14 protein-coding genes and 1 pseudogene are annotated in these 14,926 nt (G+C 63.2%); 5 read left to right on the top strand and 10 right to left on the bottom strand.

Annotated features, from left to right (window positions below; translation table 11 throughout):
• Positions 1-4: 4 nt before the first annotated feature.
• A complete protein-coding gene (gene osmE / locus VXM67_RS05015) occupies positions 5-346 on the bottom strand; it encodes an osmotically-inducible lipoprotein OsmE (RefSeq protein ID WP_023378511.1) in 342 nt (113 codons plus the stop codon).
• 123 nt (positions 347-469) lie between these two features.
• Between osmE and VXM67_RS05020 the strand changes: the two genes are divergently transcribed.
• From VXM67_RS05020 to VXM67_RS05030, 3 genes are all read left to right on the top strand, one after another.
• Complete coding sequence (locus VXM67_RS05020; RefSeq protein ID WP_023378512.1) at positions 470-1,360, top strand: triacylglycerol lipase; 891 nt, start codon at positions 470-472, stop codon at positions 1,358-1,360.
• 62 nt (positions 1,361-1,422) lie between these two features.
• Positions 1,423-1,695: a PsiF family protein gene (locus VXM67_RS05025; RefSeq protein WP_023378513.1), complete on the top strand. Its 273-nt coding sequence runs from the start codon at positions 1,423-1,425 to the stop codon at positions 1,693-1,695.
• Between the two features lie 71 nt (positions 1,696-1,766).
• Positions 1,767-2,774 (top strand): AI-2E family transporter, encoded by a 1,008-nt coding sequence (locus VXM67_RS05030; protein ID WP_023378514.1) that lies wholly within the window; start codon positions 1,767-1,769, stop codon positions 2,772-2,774.
• 58 nt (positions 2,775-2,832) lie between these two features.
• Here VXM67_RS05030 and VXM67_RS05035 read toward each other — a convergent pair whose 3' ends face one another.
• Entirely contained in the window at positions 2,833-4,104 is a 1,272-nt protein-coding gene (locus tag VXM67_RS05035) for an Hsp70 family protein (protein ID WP_186598266.1), read from the bottom strand.
• Positions 4,105-4,267: 163 nt separating this feature from the next.
• Between VXM67_RS05035 and cbpA the strand changes: the two genes are divergently transcribed.
• Both cbpA and VXM67_RS05045 read left to right on the top strand, forming a co-directional pair.
• A complete protein-coding gene (gene cbpA / locus VXM67_RS05040) occupies positions 4,268-5,218 on the top strand; it encodes a curved DNA-binding protein (RefSeq protein ID WP_027907980.1) in 951 nt (316 codons plus the stop codon).
• Between the two features lie 2 nt (positions 5,219-5,220).
• Complete coding sequence (locus VXM67_RS05045; protein ID WP_023378516.1) at positions 5,221-5,526, top strand: chaperone modulator CbpM; 306 nt, start codon at positions 5,221-5,223, stop codon at positions 5,524-5,526.
• A gap of 95 nt (positions 5,527-5,621) precedes the next feature.
• On the opposite strand, the gene VXM67_RS05050 is transcribed toward VXM67_RS05045, so the two are convergent.
• From VXM67_RS05050 to VXM67_RS05085, 8 genes and pseudogenes are all read right to left on the bottom strand, one after another.
• Entirely contained in the window at positions 5,622-6,137 is a 516-nt protein-coding gene (locus VXM67_RS05050; protein ID WP_023378518.1) for a GNAT family N-acetyltransferase, read from the bottom strand.
• 31 nt (positions 6,138-6,168) lie between these two features.
• Complete coding sequence (gene urtE / locus VXM67_RS05055) at positions 6,169-6,867, bottom strand: urea ABC transporter ATP-binding subunit UrtE (RefSeq protein WP_023378520.1); 699 nt, start codon at positions 6,865-6,867, stop codon at positions 6,169-6,171.
• Between the two features lie 84 nt (positions 6,868-6,951).
• On the bottom strand, positions 6,952-7,776 hold the full coding sequence (urtD, locus tag VXM67_RS05060) for an urea ABC transporter ATP-binding protein UrtD (RefSeq protein ID WP_238346404.1): 825 nt from the start codon (positions 7,774-7,776) through the stop codon (positions 6,952-6,954).
• Positions 7,777-7,819: 43 nt separating this feature from the next.
• Positions 7,820-8,884, bottom strand: a pseudogene (gene urtC / locus VXM67_RS05065) (urea ABC transporter permease subunit UrtC); the annotation flags it as partial.
• Positions 8,884-10,338, bottom strand: a complete 1,455-nt coding sequence (gene urtB / locus VXM67_RS05070; RefSeq protein WP_238346405.1) for an urea ABC transporter permease subunit UrtB — start codon at positions 10,336-10,338, stop codon at positions 8,884-8,886. The pseudogene urtC and the gene urtB, both read right to left, overlap by 1 nt.
• Before the next feature lie 172 nt (positions 10,339-10,510).
• On the bottom strand, positions 10,511-11,776 hold the full coding sequence (gene urtA / locus VXM67_RS05075; protein ID WP_023378524.1) for an urea ABC transporter substrate-binding protein: 1,266 nt from the start codon (positions 11,774-11,776) through the stop codon (positions 10,511-10,513).
• Between the two features lie 190 nt (positions 11,777-11,966).
• On the bottom strand, positions 11,967-13,382 hold the full coding sequence (gene cycA / locus VXM67_RS05080) for a D-serine/D-alanine/glycine transporter (RefSeq protein ID WP_023378525.1): 1,416 nt from the start codon (positions 13,380-13,382) through the stop codon (positions 11,967-11,969).
• A 170-nt stretch (positions 13,383-13,552) separates the two neighbouring features.
• Complete coding sequence (locus VXM67_RS05085) at positions 13,553-14,920, bottom strand: PepSY domain-containing protein (RefSeq protein WP_023378526.1); 1,368 nt, start codon at positions 14,918-14,920, stop codon at positions 13,553-13,555.
• Between the last annotated feature and the right edge of the window lie 6 nt (positions 14,921-14,926).

Consider the following 14,926-nt stretch of genomic DNA (forward strand, 5'->3'; position numbering starts at 1 on the left):
AGGTTCACGCGCCATGGACAGCTTCGCTGTCCTTTTCGCGTTGGTTGCAGGTCTTGAAGCCCTTGGCATCGACATGGCCGGTCGCATCGAAACGCACGTAGTAAGGTTGCTGGTGCCCATCGCGGTTGAGGATGTAGTCATTGCAGGTGCCGCCGTGGGGCAGGTCGATCACGTTCGAGGGGCTGCCACCGATGGCGATGACTTTCTGCATGGTCATGCCGTTCTCCACCTGCTTCACCAGCGGCTCGTCACGGAAGGTGACATAGTCCACCGGGTTTTCCGGACGGCTGCCGCACGCCGCCAGGGTGGCACTTGCCAGAAGAATCGCCAGGGTCTGCTTGTACATGGTCCCGCTCCTTGCTAAGGGTCTGTTCTGGATTGGAACCACAGCGCACGCCAGGAGTTCGATTGCGATGCCCGCCGCCTGCGCGGTAGTGTTGGCCCATCGTCCAAGGACAGGGGCCAGGCAATGGCGCAGGAACTGGCAACGCGATACCCACTGGTACTGGTGCCGGGCATGCTTGGGTTCGTGCGGGTGCTGCTCTACCCCTATTGGTTCGGCATCGTCCCGGCCCTGCGTCGCGGCGGTGCACAGGTGTTTCCGGTACAGGTCTCGCCCGTGCACTCCAGCGAGGTGCGAGGCGAGCAACTCCTGGCGATCATCGAAGCGCTCTGTCAGCGCAGCGGCGCCGAGAAGGTCAACCTCATCGGCCACAGCCAAGGCGCCCTGGATGCGCGTTATGCGGCGGCCAGACGGCCAGATCGCATCGCGTCAGTGACCTCGGTGGCAGGGCCCAACCACGGCTCGGAGCTGGCCGATCATCTGGCGCGGGTGGCGCCTGGCGACTCCCCGCAGGGGCGCGTGCTCAAGGCGGTGCTGCATGGGGTGGCGGTACTGCTGGTGTGGCTGGAGACCAGCTGGCGCCGCGATCCGCTACCCATCGATGTGCATGCCTCGCACCAGTCGCTGACCAGCGATGGCGTTGCACGCTTCAACCAGGCTTATCCACAAGGCTTGCCGCATACCTGGGGTGGTGAGGGGCCAGTAGAGGTCAATGGCGTTCGCTACTACTCCTGGTCGGGAACGCTGCAGCCGGGGCTGACCGACCAGGGCCGCAACCGGTTCGATGGCAGCAACCGCTTCTGCCGCCTGTTCGCCCGCAGCTTCGTGAAAGAGAAGGGACAGTGCGACGGCATGGTCGGGCGGTTCAGCTCGCATCTGGGGCAGGTGATCGGTGATGACTACCCGCTCGATCACTTGGACATCGTCAACCAGCAACTGGGCGCGGTAGGCAAGGGGGCCGATCCGGTGCGGCTGTTCACCGAGCACGCAGCCCGGCTCAAGGCTGCAGGGCTGTAGAGAAAACGACTACACTCAGCCCCATGTCCGTGCATCGGGCGCGGAGACAAGGAGACCACTCCATGAAGATGCTGCAAGTGCCTGTGCTGGTGTTGGGTGTGTTGATCTGTGGGCAAGGATTCGCCGCCACGGCGCAACAGGAGAAGATGAAAACCTGCAATGCCGAAGCCACCGAACAAGCCCTAAAAGGGGACGAGCGCAAGGCATTCATGAGCAAGTGCCTCAAGGCGACCCAGCAGGAAAAAATGAAAACCTGCAACGCCGACGCCACCGCCAAGGCGCTTAAGGGGGACGAGCGCAAGGCTTTCATGAGCGACTGCCTGAAGAAGAAATGACCTGTGCCTATGCCTGTAGGACGAAGGCTGGCAGACTGCGAATCTTTTCCGTTGTCTGCCGCTGAGGCTGTATGACCTTCACCCCCCGCCAGATCAACCTGGCCAGTTGGATCATCGTATTTGCCGGCCTGTTGCTGGCGTTGCCCCTCAAGTTGCTGCCCAGCCTGCTGGCCGGGTTACTGGTGTTCGAACTGGTCAACATGCTCACGCCACGCTTGCAGCCGGTCATTACCGGCCAACGGGCACGCTGGCTGGCCGTGGCCATGCTGGGGACCTTGGTGGTCAGTACCCTGGCGCTGCTGATCGCCGGAGCCTTCAGCTTTCTGCTGCACGAAGCCGAGAACCCCGGTGCCTCGCTGGACAAGTTCATCGGCCTGGTAGAGCGTGCACGTGGCCAACTGCCGCCGTTCATCGAAGGCTACCTGCCGGCCAGCGCCGCTGAGTTCAAGGTCGCCATCGGTGACTGGATCAAAAGCCACCTCAGCGACCTGCAGCTGGTGGGCAAGGGCATGGCGCACATGTTCGTGACCCTGCTGATCGGCATGATCCTGGGTGCCATCGTCGCCCTGCAGCGCATTCCCGACATTTCTCGGCGCAAACCCCTGGCGGCGGCACTGTTCGAGCGGCTTAGCCTGCTGGTGCAGGCGTTTCGCAACATCGTCTTCGCACAGATCAAGATCTCGCTGCTCAACACCGTGTTCACCGGCATCTTCCTGGCGGTGGTGCTGCCTCTGTTCGGCGTGCACCTGCCGTTGACCAAGACGCTGATCGTGTTGACCTTCCTGCTGGGGCTGCTGCCGGTCATCGGCAACCTGATGTCCAACACCTTGATCACCATTGTCGGGTTGTCGCTGTCGATCTGGGTGGCGGCCGCCGCCTTGGGCTATCTGATCGTCATCCACAAGGTCGAGTATTTCCTCAATGCGCGGATCGTTGGCGGGCAAATCAGTGCCAAGGCCTGGGAGCTGCTGTTGGCGATGCTGGTGTTCGAGGCGGCGTTCGGGCTGCCAGGGGTGGTGGCGGGGCCTGTTTACTACGCGTATCTGAAGAGTGAGTTGAAGCGGGCCGAGCTGGTGTAGGTTCCCCTGCCTCATCGCCGGCTCGCCGGCTGCTGCGGGCGATGAGGCAGGGAAGGATTCAGGCCGCGCCGTATCGCTTGCGCGCCTCGATCGCCAAGCCGCTCCCAATACTGCCGAAGATGTTGCCTTCCACGTGCTGGGCATTGGGCAGCATTGCCGCCACACTGTTGCGCAGCGCGGGAATGCCGCTGGAGCCCCCGGTGAAGAACACCGTGTCCACCTGGGCTGGGCTTACACCAGCCTTGCCCAGCAGCTCGGTCACGCTGCCACGCACACGCTCCAGCAACCCCTCGATAGCGCCTTCGAACAGTGTGCGGGTCAGGTCGACACCCAGCTCCCGCTCGACGCGGCCCAGGTCGATGCGTCGGCTATCGTGCTCGGTCAGCTCGATCTTGCTGGCTTCCACTTCCATCGCCAGCCAGTGCCCGGCGCGCTGCTCGATCAGCTTGAACAGACGGTCGATGCCGAGTGTATCCTCGATGTCGTAGCGCATGCTGCCCAGCGCCAGTTGCGACTTCTGCGAGTACAGGGCGTTGATGGTGTGCCAGGTGGCCAGGTTAAGGTGGTAGCTGGTGGGCATCAGGGCGCCGCTTTTCATCCGGCTGCCATAGCCGAACAATGGCATCACCCCTTGCAGGCTCAGTTGCTTGTCGAAATCGGTACCGCCAATGTGCACGCCGCCGGTGGCAAGGATGTCGCTCTGGCGTTCGGTCACCTCGTGGCGCTCGGGCGACAGGCGGATCAGGGTAAAGTCCGAAGTACCACCGCCGATATCGACGATAAGCACCAGCTCTTCGCGGCTGATGCCCGACTCGTAGTCGAAGGCCGCGGCGATGGGCTCGTACTGGAACGACACGTCCTTGAAGCCGATCTTGCGCGCCACTTCTGCGAGGGTGTCCTCGGCCTCTTGGTCGGCAGCCGGGTCTTCATCGACGAAGAACACCGGGCGGCCCAGCACCACGTGCTCGAATTCGCGACCGGCGGCAGCCTCGGCGCGTTTTTTCAGCTCGCCGATGAACATGCCCAGCAGGTCCTTGAACGGCAGGGCGCTGCCCAGCACGCTGGTGTCGTGCTTGATCAACTTGGAGCCCAGCAGACTCTTGAGCGAACGCATCAGGCGGCCTTCATAGCCTTCCAGGTACTCGTGCAGCGCCAGACGGCCATACACCGGGCGGCGCTCTTCGAGGTTGAAGAACACCACCGAGGGCAAGGTGATCTTGCCATCTTCAAGGGCGATCAGCGACGAAGCGCCCTGGCGGTGCCAGCCGACGGTGGAGTTCGAGGTGCCGAAGTCGATACCGAGGGCGCGGGCCGGTGATACGTCAGACATGGGAAAAGGCTTCCGGAGGCAAAACGGCCGCGCAGTTTATGCCACTTGGCAACAGAATCAAGACCGGCCGTCTGCCTTGGAGCAAAGCCAAGCGAAGCTTGAAAGGCTATGCTTGACCCCAATCTTCAGAAGCAACACGCAATTTCACACTGGTGATCCATAGATGGACTTCAAAGACTACTACAAGATACTTGGCGTAGAGGCCACCGCGGACGAAAAGGCGATCAAGGCCGCGTACCGCAAGCTGGCGCGTAAGTATCACCCCGACGTCAGCAAGGAGCGCGACGCCGAGGAGAAATTCAAGGAGGCCAACGAGGCCTATGAAGTGCTGGGCGATGCGCAGAAGCGCGCCGAGTACGACGAAATTCGCAAGTACGGCGGCCAGCATGGCCGACCGTTCCAGGCGCCCCCAGGCTGGGAAAGCCGGGGGGGTGGTGGCGGTTTCGAAGGCGGCGATTTCTCCGACTTCTTCAGCTCGATCTTCGGCGCCCGTGGCGGCAACCCCTTCGGTGGCCGTGGTCAACAGCGCAGTGCGGGTAGGCGAGGGCAGGACGTGGAACTGGAACTGGCGATCTTCCTCGAAGAGACCCTGAGCAAGGAATCCAAGCAGATCAGCTTCCAGGTGCCGCAAACCAATGGTGCAGGCCAGCGCACTGGGTTCACCACCAAGACCCTGAACGTGAAGATTCCCGCCGGGGTGACCGACGGCGAGCGCATTCGCCTCAAAGGCCAGGGCGCGCCGGGCAGCGGTGGCGGGGCCAATGGCGACCTGTTCCTGACCATTCGCATGGCACCGCACCCACTGTTCGATGTCGAAGGTCATGACCTGATCGTCACTGTGCCGCTGGCACCGTGGGAGGCAGCCCTGGGCACCAAGGTGGAGGTGCCGACCCTGGAGGGCAAGATCAACCTGACCATCCGCCCCGATAGCCAGAGCGGCCAGCGCCTGCGCGTAAAGGGCATGGGGCTGGTGAACAAACAGGGCGAGCGCGGCAACCTTTACGCGCAGCTCAAGGTGGTCATGCCGACCACATCCAACGAGGCTGCCCGCGAACTGTGGACCAAGCTTTCCGAGAAGGCAGCGTTCAATCCGAGGGCTCAATGGAGTAAGTGATCATGAGCAGCACCCTGATCGTTCAACTGGATATGCGCACCCTGTGCCAGGAAGCCAACATCACGAAGGATTACGTGATCGAGATCGTCGAGCACGGCATCGTTGAACCAAAGGGGCGAACGCCGGAAGACTGGCTGTTCGATGACCAGGCGCCGCTGTTGGCCAGGCGCGCGGTCAAGCTGCACCAGGAGCTGGATCTGGAATGGGAAGGCGTGGCCCTGGCGCTGGAACTACTGCAGGAGGTGCAGCAGTTGCGCAGTGAGAACAGTATGTTGAGGCAGCGCCTGGGCAGGTTTACCCAACTCTAGGCCCTAACGGCCGATTTCTGGCCCAGCCTCAAGGTTGCAGGGGCTGCTTTGCAGCCCTTTCGCGACGCAAGGCCGTTTGCACAGGGGAAGGCGCTTCAGCGTGGTTCAGCTCCTGGGGTCAGCAGCAACTGCATGAAGGTCAGGTCCAGCCAGCGCCCGAACTTCACTCCAACCTGCGGCATTTGCCCGGTCACCACGAACCCCAGCCGTTCATGCAGGCGCACCGACGCCGCATTGCCGCTCTCGATGGCCGCCACCATCACATGCTTGCCACAACCCCGGGCACGCTCGACCAGCGCACTCATCAGCTGCGGCCCGAGTCCTTTGCCACGCTGATCGTCGCGGATGTACACCGAGTGCTCCACGGTATGGCGAAAGCCCTCGAATGGCCGCCAGTCACCGAACGAGGAATAACCCAGTACACCGCTGTCATCCACGGCCACCAGGATCGGATACCCCTGTTGTGCCCGGGCTTCGAACCAGGCCTGGCGGTTGGCCAGGTCGACCGGTGTTTCGTTCCAGATGGCCGTGGTGTTGCGCACCGCGTCGTTGTAGATGTCGAGGATGCCCGGCACATCGGCGGGCAGGGCGTCGCGGATTTCGTAACTCATGACAGCGTCTCGCAGGATCGATGGCTGCAGATTAAATGGTTACCAGCCCGCGCACACCTTCTGCCTGCATGTTTTCGCCACGACCCCGTTGCACGATCTCACCACGGGCCATGACCAGGTACTGGTCCGCCAGCGCCTCGGCGAAGTCGTAGAACTGTTCCACCAGCAAGATGGCCATGTCGCCGCGCGCTGCCAGGCGCCGGATCACTGCGCCGATCTCTTTGATCACCGAGGGCTGGATGCCTTCGGTGGGCTCGTCGAGGATCAGCAGGCGTGGGCGGCTGGCCAGCGCGCGGCCGATGGCCAGCTGTTGCTGCTGGCCGCCGGAGAGATCGCCCCCCCGCCGTTGTTTCATCTGTTCGAGCACTGGGAACAGCTCGTAGATGAACGCGGGCACTTCACGGGCTTCGCGGGCCGGGAAGCGCGACAGGCCCATCAGCAGGTTCTCCTCGACGGTCAGGCGCGGAAAAATCTCGCGGCCTTGGGGCACATAGGCGATACCGGCATGCACCCGTTGCTGGGGCTTGAGCGTGGTGATGGCCTTGCCTTCCCATTCGATGCTGCCTTCGCGGGCTGGCACCAGCCCCATCAAGCAGCGCAACAGGGTGGTCTTGCCCACGCCGTTGCGCCCGAGCAGGCAGGTGACCTCGCCGACCTTGGCCTCGAAGGACAAGCCTCGGAGGATGTGGCTGCCGCCGTAGAACTGGTGCAGGGAGTCGATTTTCAGCATGTGAGAATTCCTGAAATGGTTGCAGTGCTCATGCCAGCCGCTTTGCGGGTAAACCACGAAGAGGCTGGCACAGCCACCGGAGAATCATCGGCCCAGATACACCTCGACCACCCGCTCATTGGCCTGCACCTGCTCCAGCGATCCCTCCGCCAGCACACTGCCCTGGTGCAACACCGTCACATGGTCGGCAATGCTGCCGACAAACCCCATGTCATGTTCCACCACCATTAGCGAGTGCTTGCCGGCCAGACCCTTGAACAGTTCGGCGGTGAACTCGGTCTCGGCATCGGTCATGCCGGCCACCGGCTCGTCCAGCAACAGCAATTGCGGCTCCTGCACCAGCAGCATGCCGATCTCCAGGAACTGCTTCTGGCCATGGGACAGCAACCCCGCCTGGCGCTGAGCCAAGGGCAGCAGGCGCAAGGTGCTGAGCACCTCTTCGATGCGCTGGCGCTGTTCGCCGCTCAAGCGCGCCGCGAGGCTGGCCCAGACCGATTTGTCGGTCTTGAGCGCCAGCTCCAGGTTCTCGAACACCGTCAGCGCCTCGAACACCGTCGGCTTTTGGAACTTGCGGCCGATCCCGGCCTGGGCGATCTGGTACTCGCTCATGCGGGTCAGGTCGAGGGTGTCGCCGAAGTAGGCACTGCCGGTGTCCGGACGGGTCTTGCCGGTGATCACGTCCATCATCGTGGTCTTGCCCGCCCCGTTGGGGCCGATGATGCACCGCAACTCGCCGACGCCGATGTAGAGGTTCAGCGCGTTGAGGGCCTTGAAGCCATCGAAGCTCACGCTGATGTCTTCCAGGCTCAGCACCGTGCCGTGGCGGGTATCCAGGCCGGCCTTGCGCCGCTGGCCCAGGCCGATGGCGTCACGGCTGGGGCCGAGGTTGTCGAAAACCGGTTCGAGCATGAACTCCGGATGCACAGGGGGGACGCCTTTCATGGCTGGCTCCTTTTTTCAACAGGCCGACCACCCCCTTGGGCAGGTAAAGGGTGACGAGGATGAACAGCGCGCCGAGGAAGAACAGCCAGAATTCCGGGAATGCCACGGTGAACCAGCTCTTCATGCCATTGACCAGGCCGGCGCCGAGCAACGGGCCGATCAGCGTGCCACGGCCACCCAGGGCGACCCATACCGCGGCTTCGATGGAGTTGGTCGGCGACATCTCGCTGGGGTTGATGATGCCTACCTGGGGCACGTACAAGGCGCCGGCCAGGCCGCATAGAACCGCGCTGAGCACCCACACCAGCAGCTTGAACCCGCGCGGGTCGTAACCGCAGAACATCAGGCGGTTCTCGGCATCGCGCACGGCGGTGAGCAAGCGTCCGAACTTGCTCTGGGTCAGACGCCAGCACAGGTACAGGCTCGCCAGCAGCAGGCCGACCGTCAGCAGGAACAGAACCGCCCGGGTGCCCTGGGCGGCGATGTCGAAGCCCAGGATGGTGCGGAAGCTGGTGAACCCGTTGTTGCCACCGAAGCCCGTCTCGTTGCGGAAGAACAGCAGCATGCCGGCGAAGGTCAGCGCTTGGGTCATGATCGAAAAATACACGCCCTTGATCCGCGAACGGAAGGCGAAGAAACCGAACACCAGCGCCAGCAGCCCAGGTGCCAGCACTACCAGGCATAGCGCCCAGGCGAAGTGCTGGGTTCCAGCCCAGTACCAGGGCAGCTCGTTCCACGACAGGAATGTCATGAACCCAGGCAAGCCGTCGCCAGCGGCCTGGCGCATCAGGTACATGCCCATGGCGTAGCCCCCCAGGGCGAAGAACAGGCCATGACCAAGGGACAGCAAGCCGGCATACCCCCACACCAGGTCCAGTGCCAGCGCGACGATGGCATAGCAGAGGATCTTGCCGACCAGCGTCAGTGTGTAGGCCGAGACCTGCAGGGCGTTGTCCGCCGGCAGCAGTGACAGCAGTGGCAGGGCCACCAGCACCAGCACGACGAGGGCACCGATGGCCAGGGTCAGGCGTGGCCCGGCCTTTTGCGAAGCGGTAACAAGCAGAGGCTGGTTCATCAGTCGATTACCCGTCCCTTGAGGGCGAACAGGCCTTGCGGGCGTTTCTGGATGAACAGAATGATCAACGCAAGGATGAGGATCTTGCCGAGTACCGCGCCAATCTGCGGCTCCAGCAGCTTGTTGGCGATGCCCAGGCCAAAGGCTGCCCAGAGGCTGCCGGCGAGCTGGCCGACACCGCCGAGCACCACCACCAGGAACGAATCGATGATGTAGCTCTGGCCCAGGTCCGGGCCAACGTTGCCGACCTGGCTCAAGGCCACGCCGCCGAGCCCCGCAATACCAGAGCCGAGGCCGAAGGCGAGCATGTCGACGCGCCCGGTGGAAACGCCGCAGCAGGCCGCCATGTTGCGGTTCTGGGTCACGGCACGCACGTTCAGGCCCAGTCGGGTGCGGTTGAGCAGCAGCCAGGTGAGCAGTACCACCGCCAGGGCGAAGCCGATGATCACCAGGCGGTTGTATGGCAGCACCAGGTTAGGCAGCACCTGGATGCCACCGGACAACCATGCCGGGTTGCTCACTTCGACGTTCTGCGCGCCGAAGATCAGACGAATGGCCTGGATCAGGATCAGGCTGATGCCCCAGGTCGCCAACAGGGTTTCCAGCGGCCGGCCGTAGAGGTGGCGGATGACGGTACGTTCCAGCGCCATGCCGACCCCGGCGCTGACAGCGAAGGCCACAGGCAAAGCGATCAGTGGATAGAACTCGATGGCGCCCGGTGCATAGCGTTGCAGCAGCACCTGGACCATGTAGGTGCTGTAGGCGCCCAGCATCAACATCTCGCCGTGGGCCATGTTGATCACCCCGAGCAGGCCGAAGGTGATCGCCAGGCCCAGGGCGGCCAGCAGCAGGATCGAGCCCAGGGACAGCCCGCTGAAGGCCTGGCCGAGCAATTCGCCTGCCAGCAGCTTGCGTTTGACCTGGGCCAGGCTGGTTTCGGCCGCGGTACGCACGCCGGGGTCGCGTTCGGCGTCAGGTTGCAACAGCGCTTCCAGCCGGGTACGGGCCAGGGGGTCGCCGGTTTCGCCGAGCAGGCGCACGGCTGCCAGGCGCACGGCCGGTTCGCTGGCGCCTAATTGCAGGTTGGCCAGTGCCAGGCCGAGCGCGGCATGCACGGCGGCGTCCTGCTCGCTGGCGAAGCGCCGGTCGAGAAAGGCCATTTGCGCCGGTTGTGCGCTTTTCTGCAGTTGCTGGGCGGCGGTCAGACGCGTGTCGCGGTTGTCGCTCAGCAGTTGGTGGCTGGCCAGGGCGTTGTCGATCAGCCCGCGCAGGCGGTTGTTGAGGCGGACTTTGCGGCTATCACCTTCGGCGATGCGGCCCTGACGAAGGTTTTCCAGCAGCGCAAGACGCGCGGCATCGGGTTGCGCCGCCCAGCCTTCGAGCAGGCGAGCCTGCTCGGCGGGCTTGGCGGTGAGGAAGAATTCGCCCTCGTTGGCCTGGGTTGCCAAGGGCATCAGCAGGAGCAGGGTGAGCAGCAGTCTGAGCATGCGGGTAATCCTGGAAATCGGCGGTGGATTCTTCGCGGGTCAACCCGCTCCCACAGGTACGCTGCACAGTTTGAATAGGGTGCGGTCTCTGTGGACGCTGGGTTACCCGCGAATGGGCCGCAAAGCGGCCCCAATGCACTCAGTTACCTTTCACCGCGTAGTCCGGCCGCTTCTCATTGCCCGGAATGAACGGGCTCCACGGCTGTGCACGCAGCGGCTGCTCGGTTTCCCACACCACGCTGAATTGCCCGTCATCCTGGATCTCGCCGATCATCACGGGCTTGTGCAGGTGGTGGTTGGTCTTGTCCATGGTCAGGGTGAAGCCCGACGGTGCCTTGAAGGTCTGCCCGGCCAGGGCTTCGCGGACCTTGTCGACATCGGTCGACTTGGCCTTCTCGGCAGCCTGTGCCCACATGTGGATGCCCACGTAAGTGGCCTCCATCGGGTCGTTGGTCACTGCCTTGTCGGCGCCTGGCAGGTTCTTGGCCTTGGCATAGGCTTTCCAGTCGGCGACGAACTTCTGGTTGACTGGGTTATCCACCGACTCGAAGTAGTTCCACGCGGCCAGGTGGCCCACCAGTGGCTTGGTGTCGATACCGCGCAGCTCTTCCTCACCCACCGAGAAGGCCACCACCGGCACGTCGGTGGCCTTCAGGCCCTGGTTGGCCAGTTCCTTGTAGAACGGCACGTTGGAGTCGCCGTTGACGGTGGAAATGACCGCAGTCTTGCCACCGGCGGAGAACTTCTTGATGTTGGCGACGATGGTCTGGTAGTCGCTGTGGCCGAACGGCGTGTAGACCTCTTCGATGTCTTTGTCCGCCACGCCCTTGCTGTGCAGGAAGGCGCGCAGGATCTTGTTGGTGGTACGTGGGTAGACATAGTCGGTACCCAGCAGGAAGAAGCGCTTGGCGCTGCCGCCGTCCTCGCTCATCAGGTATTCCACGGCCGGGATGGCCTGCTGGTTCGGCGCGGCGCCAGTGTAGAACACGTTGGGCGACATCTCTTCACCCTCGTACTGCACCGGGTAGAACAGCAGGCCATTGAGCTCCTCGAACACCGGCAGCACAGACTTGCGCGACACCGAAGTCCAGCAGCCAAACACCACGGCGACCTTGTCCTGGGTCAGCAGTTGGCGGCTCTTTTCGGCGAACAGCGGCCAGTTGGAGGCCGGGTCGACCACCACCGGCTCGAGCATCTTGCCGTTGACCCCGCCCTTGGCGTTGATCTCGTCGATGGTCATCAGCGCCATGTCCTTGAGCGATGTCTCGGAAATCGCCATGGTCCCGGACAAAGAATGCAGGATGCCGACCTTGATGGTTTCGGCGGCCTGGATGCTCCAGCTCAGGCCCATCGCCGCGAGCGATGCGCTGAGGGTAAAGGCCTTGATCAGACTGCGACGCTTCATGTGCTCTCTCCGCTGAGTTTTTTATGGTGTTGGGCAAGCGGGGAGGGGCTTTGCAAGGGGTGTGCCTAGTGGCAGAAGGTGCACAATAGAGGGGTTGTGCGAGGTATTAGGGCGTGAAGTGGATCCGATTTGGTGCCTGCGCTTTTGGCGTGCACAGGATTGGGGCCGCGTAGCAGCCCCAAGGGTTGTATCAGCTGTTGGACGCTTCACTCACGGCTGCACGCGGATGCCGCTTGCTGCGTACGAACTGATAGGTCACCGCCAGCAGCAGGAACCAGATCGGCGTCACCACCAGCGCAGAGCGGGTGTCCGCTTCCAGGCTCAGCAGCACCAGGATGAACGCGAAGAACGCCAGGCAGACGTAGCACATGAAACGACCGCCAGGCATCTTGTAGATCGAAGCCTGGTGCAGCGCCGCGCGGTGCTTGCGGTACTTCAGGTATGACAGCAGGATCAGCGTCCACACGAACATGAACAGCACCGCCGACACGGTGGTCACCAGGGTGAATGCCTCGATCACGTTGGGTACCAGGTAGATCAACACTGCCCCGAGCAGCAGGCAGGTGCAGGAGAAGTACAGGCCGTTGGCCGGCACCGAGCGGCTCGACAATTTCTCGAATGCCTTGGGTGCATCGCCTTCCTGGGACAGGCCATAGAGCATGCGGCTGGTGGAGAACACGCCGCTGTTGGCGGACGACGCTGCCGAGGTCAGCACCACGAAGTTGATGATACTTGCCGCCGCCGGCAAACCCGCCAGCACGAACAGCTCGACGAACGGGCTCTTGCCCGGCACCACCTCGCGCCATGGGGTCACGGCCATGATCGCGACCAGCGCCAGGACATAGAACACGATGATCCGCACCGGGATCGAGTTGATCGCCCGTGGCAGGGTGCGCTCTGGGTTCTTCGCTTCAGCAGCGGTGGTACCGACCAGCTCGATGCCGACGAAGGCGAACACGGCAATCTGGAAGCCTGCGAAGAAGCCCATCAGGCCATTGGGGAACATGCCGCCGTCGTTCCACAGATTGGCCAGTTGCGCGGTATGGCCGCTAGGTGCGTTGAAACCGGTCACGACCATGTACAGGCCGGTGGCGACCAGGCCGAGGATGGCGACGATCTTGATCAGGGCGAACCAGAACTCGAGTTCACCGAACATTTTCACGGTCACCAGGTTCAGCGACAGCAGCACCGCCACGCAGGTCAGCGCGGGTATCCACTGCGGCAGTTCGGGGAACCAGAACTGGGTGTATGCGGCGATGGCGACCACGTCGGCAATGCCGGTGACTACCCAGCAGAACCAGTAGGTCCAACCCGTGAAGTAGCCCGCCCATGGGCCGAGCAGGTCGGCAGAGAAGTCGATGAACGACTTGTAGTTGAGGTTCGACAGCAGCAGCTCGCCCATGGCGCGCATGACGAAGAACAGCATGAAGCCGATGATCATGTAGACGAAGATGATCGAAGGGCCTGCCAGGCTGATGGTCTTGCCCGAGCCCATGAACAGGCCGGTGCCGATCGCGCCGCCAATGGCGATCAGTTGGATGTGGCGGTTGGTGAGGTTGCGTTGCAGGTGCTGATCTTCAGCAGGAGGAGATGAGGTCCGGGTCATGGGCTGCATTCCATCGAGAGTCGGTCTTCTTTTCAGAGGTAGCCGGCTAGGCTAACACGCTCGTTCCAGATGTGTGCGTGACAGATCGACTCGTTTTTTGGGTGGCAGCCTGTGTCCCGCGGCGGCCCTTTCGCGGGAAAACCCGCGAAAGGGCCGGCACCTATCGAGATTCAGGCATTGGCCAACGCCCGGTGGCGCCGCAGCACCAGGCTGTCCACCCCCCACATCACGACCATCGACACTCCCACCAGCGGGAACATCACCCCGAGCACCAGCATCACTGCCACCGCCGTCTTCCAGCGCGGCAGGTCATGGCGCAGCGGCGGCACGCCCAGGCCACCTGCTGGCCGGCGCTTCCACCACATCACCAGGCCGCTGACCGAACCCAGCAGAATCATCAGGCACACCAGCAGGATGATGATCTGGTTCAGTGCCCCGAACATCTTGCCTTCATGCAGCATCACACCCAGTTCGGTGGTCTTGGCCACCGGGCTGTAGTCGTGCCAGCGTACGTCGGCCAGAACCTTGCCGCTGTACTGATCCACGTGCAGGGTGGCATCGTTGCGCGGATCGTCGGCGAACACCGAGACGGTGAATACGCCTTCGGCCGTGGTCGGTAGCGTGATGCTGTAGCCGGGTTCGACCTGGCGGGCGGTGGCGATGTCCTCGACCTGCTGCACGCTCACTTGGGGCGCCGCTGGCGCGTTGGACATCATGTGATGCCCGGCATGTTCGGCATGGGCACCGGATTGTGGCATTGGGGTGTTCTCCATGGCCCAGGGCACGGTCTGGCGATGGGCGCTGTTGAGTTCACGCGCTTGCTGGTCCGACTTGGGCACGTCGTTCCACATGGCCGCCGGGAAGCGGTTCCACAGATCGGCGTACTGCTTGCCCCACAGCCCGGTCCAGGTCATGCCGCTGAGCAGCATCATCAGCAACAGCGCCGAGCCCCAGAAGCCGCTTACTGCGTGCAGGTCGCGCCACAACACGCGGCCACGGGCAGACAGCCTGGGCCACAACACGCCGCCACCGCTGCGCCCTCGCGGCCACCACAGGTACAGGCCAGACACCACCAGCACGATACCCCAGCCGGCAGCCAGCTCGACCAGCCTGTCGCCGACCGTGCCGACCATCAGCTCGCCGTGCAGGGCCCGGGCGATAGCCTGCAGGTTCTGCTTGGCGTCCTGGTCGCCGAGGATCTTGCCGGTATAGGGGTCAACGAAGACGTTGAGCTCGCGAGCGCCCTCGTGCACCACGAACTGCGCACTGCGCTCGGCATCGACGGGCGGCAGGTACTGGCCCACGTGCCCCTGTGGATAGGCCTGGCGCACTTCGGCCAACAGGGTGTCGGCACCCTGTCGCTGCGTACCGGCTTCGACCACCATCAGGTCGCGGTACATCAAAGGATCGAGCTGTGGCTTGAACAGGTAGATGATCCCGGTGATCGCCAACAGGATCATGAAGGGCGCGACGAACAGCCCCGCATAGAAATGCCAACGCCAGGCCAGGTTGTAGAAAGAAATGCGTGTTCCGCTCATGGGAGC

This window comes from Pseudomonas sp. Rh2, assembly GCF_040762985.1.
Classification (GTDB): domain Bacteria; phylum Pseudomonadota; class Gammaproteobacteria; order Pseudomonadales; family Pseudomonadaceae; genus Aquipseudomonas; species Aquipseudomonas taiwanensis.

Coding starts and splice junctions, on each gene's coding strand:
- osmE (WP_023378511.1), bottom strand. CDS start 346: ATGTACAAGCAGACCCTGGCGATTCTTCTGGCAAGTGCCACCCTGGCG.
- VXM67_RS05020 (WP_023378512.1), top strand. CDS start 470: ATGGCGCAGGAACTGGCAACGCGATACCCACTGGTACTGGTGCCGGGC.
- VXM67_RS05025 (WP_023378513.1), top strand. CDS start 1,423: ATGAAGATGCTGCAAGTGCCTGTGCTGGTGTTGGGTGTGTTGATCTGT.
- VXM67_RS05030 (WP_023378514.1), top strand. CDS start 1,767: ATGACCTTCACCCCCCGCCAGATCAACCTGGCCAGTTGGATCATCGTA.
- VXM67_RS05035 (WP_186598266.1), bottom strand. CDS start 4,104: ATGTCTGACGTATCACCGGCCCGCGCCCTCGGTATCGACTTCGGCACC.
- cbpA (WP_027907980.1), top strand. CDS start 4,268: ATGGACTTCAAAGACTACTACAAGATACTTGGCGTAGAGGCCACCGCG.
- VXM67_RS05045 (WP_023378516.1), top strand. CDS start 5,221: ATGAGCAGCACCCTGATCGTTCAACTGGATATGCGCACCCTGTGCCAG.
- VXM67_RS05050 (WP_023378518.1), bottom strand. CDS start 6,137: ATGAGTTACGAAATCCGCGACGCCCTGCCCGCCGATGTGCCGGGCATC.
- urtE (WP_023378520.1), bottom strand. CDS start 6,867: ATGCTGAAAATCGACTCCCTGCACCAGTTCTACGGCGGCAGCCACATC.
- urtD (WP_238346404.1), bottom strand. CDS start 7,776: ATGCTCGAACCGGTTTTCGACAACCTCGGCCCCAGCCGTGACGCCATC.
- urtB (WP_238346405.1), bottom strand. CDS start 10,338: ATGCCCTTGGCAACCCAGGCCAACGAGGGCGAATTCTTCCTCACCGCC.
- urtA (WP_023378524.1), bottom strand. CDS start 11,776: ATGAAGCGTCGCAGTCTGATCAAGGCCTTTACCCTCAGCGCATCGCTC.
- cycA (WP_023378525.1), bottom strand. CDS start 13,382: ATGACCCGGACCTCATCTCCTCCTGCTGAAGATCAGCACCTGCAACGC.
- VXM67_RS05085 (WP_023378526.1), bottom strand. CDS start 14,920: ATGAGCGGAACACGCATTTCTTTCTACAACCTGGCCTGGCGTTGGCAT.